The sequence below is a fragment of the Glaciecola petra genome, assembly GCF_031846345.1.
GTDB classification, from domain to species: domain Bacteria; phylum Pseudomonadota; class Gammaproteobacteria; order Enterobacterales; family Alteromonadaceae; genus Glaciecola; species Glaciecola petra.
In genome coordinates, this window is sequence record NZ_JAVRHX010000001.1 from 1,072,281 (window position 1) to 1,087,507 (window position 15,227).

Sequence of the window (15,227 nt, forward strand, 5' to 3'; positions counted from 1 at the left end):
TTGCTCAGAGTCTTTTGCTTAATCTTCGATTATTGTATATCGCGCTTTTTTTAAAGCATTAATCGCGTTGGTTAATTGTTCTTGCTTGACTAACACAAAATCAGTTTCAAATGTAGATACAATAAAAACACTCACCTTTGCTGCGGCCAATACTCCGCTAATGTCCGACATAATCCCCACTAAGGAAAGATTTAATGGGCCCAATACTTCTAAGACACGCCAATCGAAATCGGTTTCAATTGCAGGAATAGATAAAGATTGAGGCACGACCAATGATAGCTCGTCTTCAGTTTTTCCAATAAAATAAATATCGCATTTGAATACGGAGGAGGGAATATTACTATTCTCATCAAGGCTATGGATTGCAAACGTCTTTGATAGCACTCGCAAAGTTTGTTTAGACATTGAATCGTCCTGATATTGAAAAAATTAGTTTTATCCACTTTATCTGTGGATAAGTATGTGTGTTACGTTAGGTTAACGCGCTAAATTTTTGAAAAGTATAACAAATTGAGATTGCTTAGAATACAATCAATTATAAGCTGATAAGAGCTTAGATATAGCTATTAATGCTAACACTTCATCATTTAATATTATTTGAACTTTTTTTATCTTCTTTGCATAATTCACAAAAAAAGAAATTATAAATACTTATGTCTCCTTTATCATTTTATGCTGGACCAAAAGCCCTCGCATACATTAAACAAAATGGCTTTACACCTGAGATGTTTAGCGCAGTATTAGGTGCTAGTGGCGGACCTAAATGGTTTGTCCTCACTGGGCTCGACAAAGTATTGTTTAACGACTTCATGCATAAATCGACACATCATGTTGATATCATCGGTAGCTCGGTGGGTGCCTTCAGAGCAGCTTGTTTTGCACAAGATAATCCTGGTGCGGCTATATCGCGCTTAGCTGAGGGCTATTCAAACACGGTTTATTCAGAAAAACCTAGCGTGCAAGAAATCACGCAAAAGGGAAGTGTGTTATTGGGTGAAATGATGGGAGAGAATGGGGTAGAGCAAGTTTTAAACTGCGTCAATAAAACCGTCCATATTGTGGTGGCACGATGCCACGGCTTGACAGCCTGCGAATCTAAATTGAAGCAATATTCGGGTTTGATGCTCGCTGCATTGCGCAACTTCCAATCTAGAGAACAGCTTAATAAAAGTTTTACCCGAATTGTTTTTTCGTCGAGCAACAAAGCATTTAGTTTTAGCGAAAAACACAAGTTTATTACTGAAAATGTGCAGTTAAATGAAAGTAATTTTTTAACTTCATTAATGGCATCGGGCTCTATACCTGCAGTAATAGAAGGCGTAAAGGATATCAACGGGGCTAAGCCCGGCATGTTTAGAGACGGCGGTATTATCGATTATCATTTCGATATGCAGATAGAAACCTCAGGTTTGGTGTTGTACCCACATTTCTATTCAAAACCTACTCCCGGCTGGTTCGATAAGTCGTTAAAGTCTAGAAGCTGTCATGAATCTAGTTACGACAATGTGTTAATGCTTGCACCGAGTGATGATTTTGTCGCCAAATTGCCTTTCGGAAAAATCCCAGACCGGAATGACTTTAAATATTTGCCAGCTCAAGACAGGATTAAATATTGGACCAAAGTAATTGCTGAATCAGACCGATTAGCCGAGTCATTTTTAGAAGCAGCAGAAAAACAATCCTTAGCTGATTTGATACAGCCTATAAATCTGAAAAGATAATACAAAAAGCACTTGCGTATATTTCGGGCACTAGCTATTATACGCGCCGCATTAAACAGCAAAATGCGCCTATAGCTCAGTTGGTTAGAGCGCTACCTTGACATGGTAGAGGTCCCCTGTTCGAGTCAGGGTAGGCGCACCACGTTTCCTATGTTATTACTTTTTAACGTTCCGACGAAGTCCAATCGCAACCAGTCCAATTAGAACAATCAACGCAGATGACGGGCTCGGTACTAAATTAATGGCCTGATTACCAATAAATGTTTGTACGTTTTTAGTGACGTGAGTGCCATCCAACAATAAAAAGTCACTTGTATCAAAACCGAAATCTAAACATGTGCCTGGCACATTATATTGTGCTTCTATGTCACCAAACGGGTTAAAAGTGTTCGGATCAAACGTAAAGATATTGCCTTGGGCGTCTCGTATGAAGCAACTTGGAGCTCCAAAAGGATTAAAGCCAAACATCTGAGGGTTGATAGCTGCAAAACCAACAAGACTTGAATAATCTAATAGATTTATGTCGAAGAGGCCGGGAAATAAATTTACAGGAAAATTATTGACTACAGACGTATCGGAACTTATTAGGAAACGTGTTGCACCTACAGAACCTAAACTGGTGACGATATTAGACATATCCGTTAATATTTGTGTCACAACCTCAAAATCGGTAAGTGGATTTCCCAATGCTTGGTTTACGAAGAAATTATTGAATCCACCACTTATAACAACCAGGTCATTTTCATCAAAACTGCCTTGAGCAGCAATAAGACTATTGGTTTGAGACAGCATATCAGGTGCTAGTGGTGCAGAACCTAATACAGTACCGCTAGTCACAGCGCCAGCATATGCATAGTTATTACCACCCAAAACTGAGGCGTTTGTCATATCTCCAACTAGATACTGAGATAATACATCGACAAAATTTGGTCCGTCAGATAAGCGGCCCTGAAAAAACGGCGGATCACTTAGCACGGGTTGTCCAGGTTGACCAAGAAGTAATTGAAACGCAGGGTCGTTACTTAAATTACCAGCGTCAGCGGTGCTATCACCGATAACAAATATATCAGTAATGGGAGCGGCCAATGAAGGGAGTGATATTGAAAGTGTAGCGAAAATACAAAGTATATGCTTAAGCATCATTTTTCCTTTATTTTTATTGTTGTGTGTACTTATCTGAGTATGTATTAAAACGCAATGTTTGTACATGCTATGTTGACTATTAAAGATAATTTCTGGCGATTCAAAACAATCTCAAGCATACTTATCTAAACTCTAATTACACAGTTTTGAAGAATGACAAAAACCGTCCTTATAACAGGCGCTTCATCGGGCATTGGCTTAGCGATTGCGCGGCGTTTTGCTGCTGAACAGTATGAAGTCTTTAATTTAGATATTGTAATGGCTGAAAATCATGATGAGAATGATCACATTCATTACAGGCATTGTGATATAACAAACCATGACGCAGTTAAACAAGTCGTGGATTCAATAGCATCATCGCAAACTATCGATGTGCTAGTGTCTAATGCAGGCATGCACTTTTCAGCAAATATCGAAAATACCCAGGAAATAGATTTCGATCGAGTGATGAGCCTGAATGTAAAAGGGGCTTATTCTGTTAGTAGGGCCGTGATACCGTATATGAAGCAAAAGCAAGATGGGGTTATTCTATTTATAGGCTCTGATCAATCTAGCGTTGGCAAACCAAATTCTTTCGTTTATAACATTTCAAAACATGCTTTAGCTTCAATGGCAAAAACAATAGCCTTGGATTATGCGAAAGACAATATTAGAGCAAATACACTTTGCCCTGGAACCGTTGAAACACCGTTATACCATAAAGCGATTGATGCTTATTGTGAAAAATCTGGCGCTGATAAAAAGCGTGTTCATGCCGAAGAAGCTGCTTTGCAGCCCTTAGGCCGGATAGGGCACGTAAATGATGTTGCCGCACTTGCGTTATTTTTGGCCAGTAAAGATGCTAGTTTTATTACTGGTGCTTTGTATGCAGTAGATGGTGGTTACACCACAGGTTAATTCTACGAATGACTAATCATATCTTTAAAGTTATTGATCCCCATGTACATTTTTTTGACTTAGAAAAAGGTCGATACGCATGGTTACAGCCAAATAATGAGCCAAATTGGGAAAATAAAGATCTAATCGCAAAAAATTTTGGTCCGCAAGATTTGGTGCTCAATAATCAAATGTTTTTGTCAGGCTATGTGCACATTGAAGCAGGTTTTAATAATGAACAAGCAGATACTGAATTAGCTTGGCTAAATACTTTTGAGCATAGACATAAAGCAATTGCTTGTTGTGATTTAACACAAACACATGAAGATTTTAAATCCAATGTAATAGCATGTGAACAATTCCAATCTTTACAAGGGTTTAGACATATTCTTGATGAAGATGTAAATGTTATCCTCGGTCACATGAACACGCAAACAAACATAGCTGAAATTAATTCAGGACACTATGTTTTTGAATGTCAGATTAACGCAAATCTTGAGGTGAGTTTTGATCTGCTCCACCACTATATTAGACAGACACCAAACATAAAATGGGTGATTAATCATGCCGGCAAACCAGATTTGTCTGCAGATGACAACGGTACATTTTGGCAGAATAACATGCGTAAATTCGCTGAGCATAAAAACGTATATGTTAAGTTCAGTGGTTTTGAAATGAGCTGTACAAGCTATCATTACAGGGATTTAGTAAAATGTATGGCTATACTAACCAGCATATTTCCGCAAGAGCGAATCATGTGTGCAAGTAACTTTCCTGTAATACTATTAAAACATAGCTATGTAGAATATTGGCAAACGATAATTAGAGTCTGTAATGAATTAAACGTAGATACTGATATGTTAATTTATGCCAATGCGAAAAAAATATATGGATTTAGCGACAATTAGACGATTTTCGCGGGTAATTAACGCAATTTATAGACTTTATGAAAAGGCGAAAATTTGCTTTATGAGCATTAATTTTGAATTTTAAAGCTATAAAAAGAGGGGCCTTTGCTATGAAAGACACCTTTTTTACTTGATAGATAGTCCTTTATTTCACTGTGACTTTTTGTGAACGATTAACGATTTCGTCATTTAGCTCAATGCCAATTCCCGGTAAATCGGGCACTTTAAAGAATCCATCTTTTGGTTGGTAGTCTTGTAAGCATAGTTCCCTGTTCCAATGTTTAATTGCATAGGTGTGATGCTCATGTATCAAAAAGTTAGGTATAGCTGCTTCAAGTTGAAGCGCCGCTGCAGTAGCAACGGGGCCGCCACAAACATGCGCTTGAATTCGAATGTCATAAACATCGGCGTAGTCACACACTTTTTTTGCTTCAGTAAAGCCACCACATAAGCCGACATCCGGTTGTAACACATCAATAGATTGATCTTCAAAATATGGTCGCACATCCCATCGGTGATACAAGCGTTCACCCCCAGCAATCGGCACCTTGACGTTTTCTGCCACTTTTTTATGAACAGCAGAGTTCAAATAATTGACCGGTTCTTCAAACATCATGCATCCAACTTCTTCAATCACGCTTCCCATTTGAATGGCTGACGCGCACCCCATGAGTGAATGAGCTTCAAAAATGATATCTACTTCATCACCCACTTCATTACGTATGGCTCTGAGTCGATCACCAAATAGCTTCATTTGTTTGGGGGTAAATAGCTTGGTGCGATCAAAGCTAGAATCACCATTCTCATCGTAGACTATGGGGTCAACTTTTACCGCGTCGTATCCCTCTGCCATCGCTTTTGCGGCAGAACGTGCATAATCGTCTGGGCTTAACATTTTTACGCAATCTTGACTCCAATCAAATTGTAATTGACTGGCATAGGTACGCAAGTTGTCATTTGTTTTACCACCTAAGAGCTGGTAAACAGGTACATTAAGTGCTTTGCCTTTTATGTCCCATAAAGCAGTATCGATAGCACTCATAGCCGAATATAGCACCGGTCCACCGCCTAGACCCCAAAAGCTCTCTCTCAACATGCGTGACCACAATAATTCTGTATTGAACGGATTAAAGCCAACTAATACGGCTTCAGCGATTTCTTTTATCATAGCCGCCGCCGCGCTATGGCCCCAATCGTAAGCCAAACCAGCTTCACCTACACCATGAATACCTTCATCAGTATGTATACGTACAAAAATTGGATTCCATGGAGGACGCTCAGGACAGTGTATATCGAAGATTTCTACGTGAGTTATTTTCATAATTATTGGGTTTCTATAGGTTAAGGGTAATAGTTTTTTGACGCTTAGGGATAGACAATAAGTTCATATGACTAGATTAGGTATCAAAATCAGGATATGTGCGTTTCACTCTTCGCATCATGGCAGGCCAGGCTTTTTGGCCGCCTGTTTGACCAGTATGGACGACATTAGCTTGTGCCTTAATACCATCGATAATAGCCTGATCTACAGGATGTGAGTTATTCATTGAATGTTGCAACTTCACTTGAATCTCACAAGCACATAATAAATCGTACATATGCATAAACGCATCGCCAATTGTTTTCCCCATCGTAAGCGCGCCATGATTACGTAACAACATAAAATTAGCGGTGCCTAAATCATCTTGAAGGCGTTTTATTTCGTCTTGCTCTACTGCTAAACCTTCGTAACTATGATAACTCAAGCTAGCGAGGGCAAAAGCAGAGTATTGACTAAGAGGCAATAAACCGTCTTTGTGGCTGGCAACAGCGATAGCGTCAGGATGATGAAGATGCAAAGCACATTGATCTGCATGCCGAGCGATATGTACAGCGCTGTGTATTGTAAATCCCGCTGGATTTATATCAAAAGGACAATCAGTATCAAGTTTGTTGCCATGAATATCGATTTTAACTAAGTTTGAGGCGGTGACCTCTTCAAAGCACAAACCAAAAGCATTAATGAGCAAATCATCTGTACCGGGTATGCGAGCTGAAATATGAGTGTGTATCAGATCATCCCAGTTATGCATAACCAATAAGCGGTACGCAGCTGCGAGCTCTACACGAGTTTGCCACTCTTGTTCTGATACGTGTTTTTTTACATCCAATGCGGGAATACTGTACATAAGCAACTCATTTCCTAACTTGTTTTTTTGTGTACCTTGATTAAAAAAATAATAACACGTCGTAGTTTAATAACGCGATAATAATTAAATATTTTGCCTATATGTAAAATAAAGGGCAATGGTTTTTAAACAGCACGCCTATATATTTTTTTGAGCACAACGAGCAAATATTTGTTGCCAACTTTCTATATGGATTTTCATCGCTGATTTATACGCATTGTGGTTTGTTACAAGTTGACGTTTCAAATAGTCTTTATATGAGCTTGGTAATATATCCGATTCAGTTAATGGGAGTACTAAGGGGGCTATCTGATAGTGATATTTATTTAACTCCGCCGCCAAAGATTGAATTTTTTCAGCGAAAAACATGGTGAATATATTGCGCATAATGACAATATCATCCGCTTGTTTTGAGTTACTACAAGTGTTTGCTAAAAGGTATTCTTCTAATAATGGTGTAGTATTATTTAACAGATTTGTCATCAATAATTGTGTTTTCCACATTCGAGCTAAAAGTCTTGATTGATCCAATTGTTGCAGATGCTGTTCGATTTTCTCCGGGCTTGGTAAGCCTAATTTATCTATGTTTTCCCTGAAAGATTGAAAGCTTATAAAAACTTCCATGTGCCCAGACAATGCCTTCCAAGCTTGTTTGCTGGCAATAAAGTTGTCTTCCTCATCGCCACTTATATATGAAGATGTGCTACTAATATGGAGATAGATTTCGTCTGATTGTGTTATAAAATTAGACCAAACCAAGGGGAGTTGTTTCTTTTTTTGTTTTTCCCAATTTTCCAACTGATTGAGTATCGAACTAACATTTTCTCCGTCTCCTTTTGCAAGGAGTTGTGCTTTACAATTGGCTAATTCTTCAAGTAAGGCAATTTCGTATGAGTAGCGTTTTGAAGGTAACTGCATTTTTCCTAGGGCAGTGTTGCGCTGGGCTACAACTTGATTAAGTGTGCAATCTTGCAGTGCATACAATTCCCTCAGGTTGATATAGATTTGTTCAATATTTTGTTTAAGTGAGTTTTTTAATGGTGCATTAAGTTGGGCACTTACTTGATTTTGTTGTTGTATTTTAATACCCGTAAAACCACTTAATCGTGATTGATAAGCGAGTAAGTCATTTTCAATCTGTTGTTGCTTTGAGCAGCCCGTAGTTACAACAAACACAAAAAATAAAATCAATAATACGGTGAAATGTTTTACGTTAGTAACGAGCATTTATATTGTACAAAAATTCGAATGGTACTCTTTTTATGGCAAGGAGCTTGATTCGGATCCAAGTGAAGTAGGAAAAATATCAAGAAAATTCAATACTTCATTTGCATATTATTAGGTCAAATCGCTATAATCCGCACCCTACATTGATCATGTGGCGCTTGGTAGGTGTCACCACTGAAAGGAAAATATATAGATGTCTTCTGTAAACCCCGTAAACATTACTCTCCCTGACGGCAGTCAACGTTCGTTTGATAGCGCAGTTTCAGTCTTAGATGTTGCCAATGATATAGGGCCTGGTTTGGCCAAAGCTACCATTGCCGGTAGAGTAGATGGCAGTTTAGTCGATGCAACTGATGTCATTGAAAAAGATGCAAAACTTCAAATAATTACCTCGCGTGATGAAGAAGGGTTAGAAATTATTCGTCATTCTTGCGCGCATTTATTGGGACATGCGATAAAGCAACTTTATCCTGATGTAAAAATGGCGATTGGTCCAACTATCGACAATGGTTTTTATTACGACGTAGACTTAGATGAGGCATTAAACCAGGATGCGCTCGATAAATTAGAAAAAAGAATGCTTGAACTGGCCAAAACTAATTACGACGTAATTAAAAAAGTAGTGACCTGGCAGCAAGCAAGAGATGCCTTTGAAGAACGAGGTGAACCTTATAAGATTCAAATACTCGATGAAAATATAGAAAAAGACGACAAGCCTGGTTTATATCATCATGAAGAATATGTCGATATGTGTCGTGGCCCTCACGTCCCTAATATGCGTTTTTGTCACTATTTTAAATTAATGAAAGTTGCGGGTGCATATTGGCGGGGTGATAGCGACAATAAAATGTTACAACGCGTTTATGGTACTGCTTGGCCAGATAAAAAACAGTTAAAGTCTTACCTAAATCGTTTGCAAGAGGCAGAAAAAAGAGATCATCGTAAAATAGGTAAAGCACTTGATTTATGGCACTGGCAAGAAGAAGCACCCGGGATGGTGTTTTGGCATAACGATGGTTGGACAGTATACACAGAATTAGAAAAATTCATTCGTGAGAAACTTCGTGAATACGGATACGACGAGGTTAAAGGTCCTTTGATGATGGATAGATCATTGTGGGAGAAGTCTGGCCATTGGGATAAATATGCTGAGAATATGTTTACTACAGAGTCAGAAAAACGTGAATATGCAATAAAACCTATGAATTGCCCAGGTCACGTCCAGATATTTAATCAAGGATTAAAGTCATACAGAGATTTACCTTTAAAAATGGCAGAGTTTGGCTGTTGTCATCGTAACGAACCATCAGGCGCATTACATGGTTTAATGCGTGTTAGAGGTTTTACACAAGACGATGCTCATATTTTCTGTACCGAAGAACAAATTTTAGATGAAGTTACAGATTGTATAAAAATGGTCTACGACACTTATGCGACTTTTGGATTTGAAAAGATAGTCGTAAAACTGTCGACACGGCCAGAAAAGCGTGTTGGGTCTGACGAAATTTGGGATAAATCAGAAAAAGCCTTGGCTGATGCGCTAAAAGGTATGGATATCGAATTCGATTATTTGCCTGGTGAAGGTGCGTTTTATGGGCCTAAAATAGAATTTACACTTTATGATTGCTTAGATAGGGCATGGCAGTGTGGCACAGTACAGCTAGATTTTTCTATGCCAGGAAGATTAGGTTCAACATTTGTTGACGAAGACGGTGAGCGTAAAACACCGGTAATGATACATAGAGCCATACTTGGTTCATTAGAGCGTTTTATTGGTATATTAACTGAAGAATTTACGGGCGCCTTTCCTATTTGGTTAGCTCCAACGCAAGTTGTAGTGGCAAACATTACAGATTCGCAGTCAGAGTACGTCAATACTGTTACACAGGAGTTAAAGACTGCCGGATTAAGAGCGAAATCGGACATTAGAAACGAAAAAATTGGTTTCAAAATTAGGGAACATACACTTAAAAAAGTGCCTTATATGATAGTGGTTGGTGATAAAGAAAAAGAAGCCAACAAAGTGGCTGTCAGAACCCGTAAAGGAAAAGACTTAGGGGTGATGGATGCACAAGCTTTTATTGATTTAATGCAAAACGACATAAAAAGTAAAAAAATTCAATAGCGCTCCGATAAAGAATAGGTATAATACGCATCTGCAAGCCATGCCGCGTGTTAAATTCGGCTGGCTTGCCATTTTTTAAAGTTCTTGGAGGAATACCAAATTAAAGGCGTTAGCAATAAATCTCAGGGCGACAAAGCCCGTATTAATGAAGAAATAACCGTTAATGAAGTACGCTTGGTGAAAGCAGATGGTGAACAAGCAGGGGTAGTGTCAATTACCGAAGCAATGGACCTCGCTATTGAAGCAAGTTTAGATTTAGTAGAAGTTAGCCCTAATGCAGCTCCTCCGGTCTGTAAAATTATGGACTACGGGAAGTTTTTGTTCGAAAAGAGCAAAGCCCAAAAAGAACAAAAGAAGAAACAAAAGCAAATTCAGGTCAAGGAGATTAAATTTCGCCCTGGCACTGATGAAGGCGATTACCAGGTAAAACTGCGCAACCTGCGTCGCTTTCTAGAAGGTGGAGATAAAGCCAAGGTAACGATTCGCTTCCGCGGTCGTGAAATGGCTCACCAAGAGATTGGTATCGAACTTTTAAATCGGGTTAAATCCGATTTGCAAGATATTGCCACGGTTGAGGCCTTCCCCAATCGTGTAGAAGGTCGTCAAATGATCATGGTTCTCGCACCTACCAAGAAGTAGTAATGGTCTAAAGTTTATAAGTCTGCACAACTTATAACACCTTGCTGCAAATTTTAACCACTCACAATAGGTATTTATATTACCTGTGAGGTAAACAATGCGGAGTTTTAGCAATGCCTAAAATGAAATCCAACAGCGGTGCTGCAAAACGTTTTAAAAAAACGGGTTCAGGTCGCTTCAAAAGCAAACAGTCTCATTTGCGTCACATTTTGACCAAAAAGAGTACTAAGCGTAAACGTCACTTGCGTAGTAAGAAGCTCGTTCATAAGAACGATACAGCACTTATTCAACGCATGTTGCCATACGTATAACTTAGCACTTAGGAGACTGAACAATGGCTAGAGTAAAACGCGGCGTAGTCGCTCGCGCACGTCACAAAAAAGTATTAAAGCAAGCTAAAGGTTATTACGGTGCTCGTTCACGTGTTTATCGCGTAGCGGTGCAAGCAGTAACTAAAGCAGGTCAGTACGCATACCGCGACCGTCGTCAACGTAAGCGTCAGTTCCGCCAACTTTGGATTGCTCGTATAAACGCAGCTGCCCGTCAAAACGGTATGTCTTATTCTCGTTTTATCAATGGTTTGAAAAAAGCCTCTGTTGAAATCGATCGTAAAATACTGGCTGACATCGCTGTACACGACAAAGCAGCTTTCACTGCACTTGTCGATGCAGCAAAAGGCGCTTTATAAGCAATTTTAAGTAACATTTTAATTAAACCCAGCTATTCAATTAGCGAGTTTAAGTTCTTTTTCAAAAAAGCGAGCAGGATGCTCGCTTTTTTGATCGCTAAATTTATGTCTGAAAACGCAAGGTCACTTGGTACTTTATGCTTATTTTGACTTATATTGTGTTGAAGATTATTTAGGTTTGATAATAAAACGTTAATTTATTCATATTCTTAACGAAAAATTCGTGTAAACAATGTAAACTAATGGGTTGAAACGAATTGTAGTCAACAACAAACGCATTGGATCTCGCATAATATTACATAGAGAGTCTTTGTGATTTGTTAAAAGCCCAATAAAACGAGGGAAAAATGGAGCTTGAAGCAATAATTAAAGAGGCTGAAGCTGCTGTCGAGCAAGCTAGTACGCCTAATGAACTTGACGCTGTGCGTGTTGAATTTATGGGTAAAAAAGGCAAAGTTACTGGGCTAATGAAAGGTCTCGGTGCATTAAGTGCTGAAGAACGTCCGGCCGCTGGTCAAAAAATTAACCAGGCCAAGCAGCAAGTGCAAGGTCTAATTAATACCAAAATAAAAGCCTTAAAAGATGCAGAACTAAATGCAAAGTTAGCCGCAGAGTCGGTTGACGTGACTATGCCTGGACGATTGACCGAAATTGGCAATGTGCATCCGGTTAATCGAACAATTGAGCGTATTGAAAGTTTTTTTGGTGAACTTGGTTTTTCAGTAAAGCAAGGGCCTGAAGTTGAAGATGGTTTTCACAATTTTGATGCCTTGAATATCCCAAAAAATCACCCAGCTAGAGCTGACCATGACACCTTTTATTTTAATCCTAATTTGATGTTGCGAACACAAACTTCAGGTGTACAAATACGAACCATGGAGGTTGAAAAGCCCCCGTTACGCATAATCTCCCCAGGCCGCGTATACCGTAATGATTACGATCAAACGCATACACCAATGTTTCATCAAGTTGAAGGTTTAATGGTAGATAAAAATGTAAGTTTTGCAGAATTGCGAGGGGTATTACATGATTTTCTTCATCACTTTTTTGAGGAAGATTTGCAAATAAGATTTAGGCCTTCTTATTTTCCATTTACTGAGCCCTCAGCAGAAGTAGATGTAATGGGGAAAAATGGAAAGTGGCTGGAGGTATTGGGCTGCGGAATGGTGCATCCTAACGTGTTAAAAGCGGTCAACATAGACCCAGAGGAATACACTGGCTTTGCGTTTGGTATGGGCGTTGAACGCTTGACAATGCTTCGTTACGGTGTAACTGACTTACGTTCATTTTTTGAAAATGACTTACGCTTTTTGAAACAGTTTAAATAATTAGAGTTAGCAGATGAAATTTAGTGAATCTTGGTTAAGAGAATGGGTAAACCCTGCCATAAGTACCAATGAATTGTGTGAACAGCTTAGTATGGCTGGCTTAGAAGTTGACGGTATTGAGCCCGTTGCAGGAGAATTTAGCGGCGTTGTTGTCGGCGAAGTTATTGAGTGTGGTCAACATCCAGACGCTGACAAACTGCAAGTTACCAAAGTAAATGTAGGTAGTGATGAACTCCTCGATATCGTGTGCGGTGCGCCTAATTGTCGTTCTGGTCTTAAAGTAGCAGTCGCTATTGTTGGCGCAGTCCTGCCTGGCAATTTCAAAATTAAAAAGGCAAAATTACGTGGTCAACCCTCTCACGGGATGCTTTGTAGTTTTTCTGAGTTGGGCATGGGTGAAGACCATTCTGGCATATTAGAATTACCAGTTGATGCGCCAGTGGGTCAAGATATTAAAGATTACTTGCAGTTAAATGACAGTATAATAGAGATTGATTTAACGCCAAATCGTGCCGACTGCCTCGGAATTAAAGGCATAGCGCGCGAAGTAGGGGTGTTAAATCAAACTGATGTCTTCGAAGAAGCACCAGCTAAAAATGTTGTTGAGTCGCAATCAAAGCGCGGCATTCGTTTAGAAAATGTTTCAGCCTGTCCTCGTTATTTAGGACGAATTATTGAAAATGTTGATATGTCTAAACAGTCTCCGCTCTGGCTGCAAGAAAAGCTAAGACGTAGCGGCATACGGTCAATTGATCCTGTAGTAGATGTAACCAATTTTGTATTACTCGAACTTGGTCATCCAATGCATGCCTTCGACAACGATAAACTCGACGGAGATATTGTTGTGCGCGCGGCTAAGAAAGAAGAAAAGCTTGTTTTACTTGACGGCAATGAAGTGACGCTCAATGAATTTACCTTATTAATTGCTGATGAATCAAAAGCCTTGGCTATGGCAGGTATATTTGGCGGAGAATATTCTGGCGTATCTGCCGAAACAACTAACATATTCCTAGAATCCGCTTTTTTCAATCCAGACGAAATATTAGGCAAAGCGAGAGCATATGGTTTACACACAGATGCGTCACATCGTTATGAACGCGGCGTTGACCCTGCGCTGCAAATGCACGCTATGGAGCGCGCAACCCAACTGTTATTAGATATTGTGGGTGGGCATGCTGGACCAGTAACCGTGGCAGAGGATAAAGACCAGCTACCGGTTCGCAATCATATTACGCTTCGCCCACAAAGATTGACCCAAGTGTTAGGCATGAACATCGCTAGTGAACGAGTTACAGATATGTTGCAACGTTTGGGAATGACAGTTGATGACTCTGAAGGAGGGTGGACCGTTAAAGCACCTTCTTATCGATTTGACATTGCAATAGAAGAAGACTTAATTGAAGAAGTGGCGAGAATATTTGGCTACAACAACATTGAAAATGTAAAACCGCTTGCTCGTTTATCAATGTCTAACAAGAAAGAAGGTCAGATTAGTCTTAATCGCATGAAAAAATTGCTGTGTGACAAAGGCGCGTTTGAGGCTATTACATATTCGTTCGTGGATCCCAAAAAACAAGCTTTGTTGTTTCCTAATGCTGAAACTCTTACCTTACCGCATCCAATTAGCAGTGATATGTCAGTTATGCGTGTCAGTTTGTTACCCGGACTACTTGATGCTTTGTCTTATAATCAAAAACGCCAACAAGCAAACTTGCGTCTTTTTGAAAGTGGGCTAACATTTAAAGCAGACGCTAATGCAGAGAATGGTGTGTTGCAAACGCCGCACATTGCCTTGGTAATGTCTGGCAATACGCATAATGAACATTGGGACATTCCAAACCGAAAATTAGACTTTTTTGATATTAAAGGGATAGCAGAAAATTTACTGAGTTTACAATCAGGCGCTTGTAACTTAGAGTTTGAAGCGTCTCAGCATGACGTATTTCATCCTGGTCAGTGTGCTAATATTGTCTTAAACGGAAAAGTAATTGGCGTAATAGGCGCTATACATCCTAAGTTTGCTAAACCTTTAGGCTTAAATGGACAAGTTTTTGCGTTTGAGTTACAAACAGAACATGTAAGTGGTAGAAAAATACCTGAAGCTGCTGTTATATCAAAATTCCCTGCAATTAGAAGAGACCTTGCATTAGTTGTATCTGATCAAGTAAAAACGGGTAAATTATTAAATAGTATCGAAAAAATTGGAATATCTAATCTTGTTGACATAAACTTGTTTGATATGTATACAGGTGAAGGTATAAGTGAAGGCGAAAAAAGCCTCGCTTTATCCATTTGGTTGCAAAGTGTTGATAAAACACTAGAAGATCAAGAAATTCAAGATTCTGTCGATAAAGTAGTTAGACATTTGCGTGACAATTTTAGTGCAGCATTGAGAGATTAAAAT

14 protein-coding genes and 1 tRNA gene are annotated in these 15,227 nt (G+C 39.2%); 10 read left to right on the plus strand and 5 right to left on the minus strand.

The features are described 5' to 3' along the window. Nucleotides 1–18: 18 nt before the first annotated feature. On the minus strand, nucleotides 19–405 hold the full coding sequence (locus RM552_RS04760; RefSeq protein ID WP_311367631.1) for an ACT domain-containing protein: 387 nt from the start codon (nucleotides 403–405) through the stop codon (nucleotides 19–21). Nucleotides 406–653: 248 nt separating this feature from the next. On the opposite strand from RM552_RS04760, the gene RM552_RS04765 reads away from it, so the two are divergent. After that, nucleotides 654–1,721, plus strand: coding sequence for a patatin-like phospholipase family protein (locus tag RM552_RS04765; protein ID WP_311367632.1), 1,068 nt, complete (start codon nucleotides 654–656; stop codon nucleotides 1,719–1,721). A 65-nt stretch (nucleotides 1,722–1,786) separates the two neighbouring features. Further along, nucleotides 1,787–1,863, plus strand: a tRNA-Val gene (locus RM552_RS04770). Nucleotides 1,864–1,877: 14 nt separating this feature from the next. Here the strand turns inward: RM552_RS04770 and RM552_RS04775 are convergent. Next, a complete protein-coding gene (locus RM552_RS04775) occupies nucleotides 1,878–2,861 on the minus strand; it encodes an SGNH/GDSL hydrolase family protein (RefSeq protein ID WP_311367633.1) in 984 nt (327 codons plus the stop codon). Nucleotides 2,862–3,017: 156 nt separating this feature from the next. On the opposite strand from RM552_RS04775, the gene RM552_RS04780 reads away from it, so the two are divergent. Both RM552_RS04780 and RM552_RS04785 read left to right on the plus strand, forming a co-directional pair. Beyond that, complete coding sequence (locus tag RM552_RS04780) at nucleotides 3,018–3,761, plus strand: SDR family NAD(P)-dependent oxidoreductase (RefSeq protein ID WP_311367634.1); 744 nt, start codon at nucleotides 3,018–3,020, stop codon at nucleotides 3,759–3,761. Between the two features lie 8 nt (nucleotides 3,762–3,769). Beyond that, complete coding sequence (locus RM552_RS04785; RefSeq protein ID WP_311367635.1) at nucleotides 3,770–4,648, plus strand: amidohydrolase family protein; 879 nt, start codon at nucleotides 3,770–3,772, stop codon at nucleotides 4,646–4,648. Nucleotides 4,649–4,793: 145 nt separating this feature from the next. On the opposite strand, the gene RM552_RS04790 is transcribed toward RM552_RS04785, so the two are convergent. The 3 genes from RM552_RS04790 to RM552_RS04800 all read right to left on the minus strand — a co-directional run bounded on the left by RM552_RS04790 (nucleotide 4,794) and on the right by RM552_RS04800 (nucleotide 8,043). Continuing rightward, on the minus strand, nucleotides 4,794–5,969 hold the full coding sequence (locus RM552_RS04790; protein WP_311367636.1) for a mandelate racemase/muconate lactonizing enzyme family protein: 1,176 nt from the start codon (nucleotides 5,967–5,969) through the stop codon (nucleotides 4,794–4,796). 76 nt (nucleotides 5,970–6,045) lie between these two features. Beyond that, nucleotides 6,046–6,816 (minus strand): class II aldolase/adducin family protein, encoded by a 771-nt coding sequence (locus RM552_RS04795; protein ID WP_311367637.1) that lies wholly within the window; start codon nucleotides 6,814–6,816, stop codon nucleotides 6,046–6,048. A 138-nt stretch (nucleotides 6,817–6,954) separates the two neighbouring features. Further along, complete coding sequence (locus tag RM552_RS04800) at nucleotides 6,955–8,043, minus strand: DUF3080 family protein (protein WP_311367638.1); 1,089 nt, start codon at nucleotides 8,041–8,043, stop codon at nucleotides 6,955–6,957. Nucleotides 8,044–8,236: 193 nt separating this feature from the next. Here RM552_RS04800 and thrS point away from each other — a divergent pair, with 193 nt between their 5' ends. From thrS to pheT, 6 genes are all read left to right on the plus strand, one after another. Further along, complete coding sequence (thrS, locus tag RM552_RS04805) at nucleotides 8,237–10,168, plus strand: threonine--tRNA ligase (RefSeq protein WP_311367639.1); 1,932 nt, start codon at nucleotides 8,237–8,239, stop codon at nucleotides 10,166–10,168. An 84-nt stretch (nucleotides 10,169–10,252) separates the two neighbouring features. Next, entirely contained in the window at nucleotides 10,253–10,807 is a 555-nt protein-coding gene (infC, locus tag RM552_RS04810; protein WP_311367640.1) for a translation initiation factor IF-3, read from the plus strand. A gap of 113 nt (nucleotides 10,808–10,920) precedes the next feature. Beyond that, nucleotides 10,921–11,118, plus strand: coding sequence for a 50S ribosomal protein L35 (gene rpmI, locus RM552_RS04815; RefSeq protein ID WP_311367641.1), 198 nt, complete (start codon nucleotides 10,921–10,923; stop codon nucleotides 11,116–11,118). Between the two features lie 23 nt (nucleotides 11,119–11,141). Then, nucleotides 11,142–11,495 (plus strand): 50S ribosomal protein L20, encoded by a 354-nt coding sequence (gene rplT / locus RM552_RS04820; RefSeq protein WP_311367642.1) that lies wholly within the window; start codon nucleotides 11,142–11,144, stop codon nucleotides 11,493–11,495. Between the two features lie 347 nt (nucleotides 11,496–11,842). Beyond that, nucleotides 11,843–12,823: a phenylalanine--tRNA ligase subunit alpha gene (gene pheS / locus RM552_RS04825; protein ID WP_311367643.1), complete on the plus strand. Its 981-nt coding sequence runs from the start codon at nucleotides 11,843–11,845 to the stop codon at nucleotides 12,821–12,823. A gap of 13 nt (nucleotides 12,824–12,836) precedes the next feature. After that, entirely contained in the window at nucleotides 12,837–15,224 is a 2,388-nt protein-coding gene (gene pheT, locus RM552_RS04830) for a phenylalanine--tRNA ligase subunit beta (protein WP_311367644.1), read from the plus strand. Nucleotides 15,225–15,227: the final 3 nt, after the last annotated feature.

What these genes read in the sequence shown, in the direction of transcription:
- RM552_RS04780 (WP_311367634.1), top strand. Translation starts at nt 3,018, where the DNA reads ATGACAAAAACCGTCCTTATAACAGGCGCTTCATCGGGCATTGGCTTA.
- RM552_RS04775 (WP_311367633.1), bottom strand. Translation starts at nt 2,861, where the DNA reads ATGCTTAAGCATATACTTTGTATTTTCGCTACACTTTCAATATCACTC.
- thrS (WP_311367639.1), top strand. Translation starts at nt 8,237, where the DNA reads ATGTCTTCTGTAAACCCCGTAAACATTACTCTCCCTGACGGCAGTCAA.
- pheS (WP_311367643.1), top strand. Translation starts at nt 11,843, where the DNA reads ATGGAGCTTGAAGCAATAATTAAAGAGGCTGAAGCTGCTGTCGAGCAA.
- RM552_RS04785 (WP_311367635.1), top strand. Translation starts at nt 3,770, where the DNA reads ATGACTAATCATATCTTTAAAGTTATTGATCCCCATGTACATTTTTTT.
- RM552_RS04765 (WP_311367632.1), top strand. Translation starts at nt 654, where the DNA reads ATGTCTCCTTTATCATTTTATGCTGGACCAAAAGCCCTCGCATACATT.
- rpmI (WP_311367641.1), top strand. Translation starts at nt 10,921, where the DNA reads ATGCCTAAAATGAAATCCAACAGCGGTGCTGCAAAACGTTTTAAAAAA.
- RM552_RS04800 (WP_311367638.1), bottom strand. Translation starts at nt 8,043, where the DNA reads ATGCTCGTTACTAACGTAAAACATTTCACCGTATTATTGATTTTATTT.
- pheT (WP_311367644.1), top strand. Translation starts at nt 12,837, where the DNA reads ATGAAATTTAGTGAATCTTGGTTAAGAGAATGGGTAAACCCTGCCATA.
- rplT (WP_311367642.1), top strand. Translation starts at nt 11,142, where the DNA reads ATGGCTAGAGTAAAACGCGGCGTAGTCGCTCGCGCACGTCACAAAAAA.
- RM552_RS04760 (WP_311367631.1), bottom strand. Translation starts at nt 405, where the DNA reads ATGTCTAAACAAACTTTGCGAGTGCTATCAAAGACGTTTGCAATCCAT.
- RM552_RS04795 (WP_311367637.1), bottom strand. Translation starts at nt 6,816, where the DNA reads ATGTACAGTATTCCCGCATTGGATGTAAAAAAACACGTATCAGAACAA.
- RM552_RS04790 (WP_311367636.1), bottom strand. Translation starts at nt 5,969, where the DNA reads ATGAAAATAACTCACGTAGAAATCTTCGATATACACTGTCCTGAGCGT.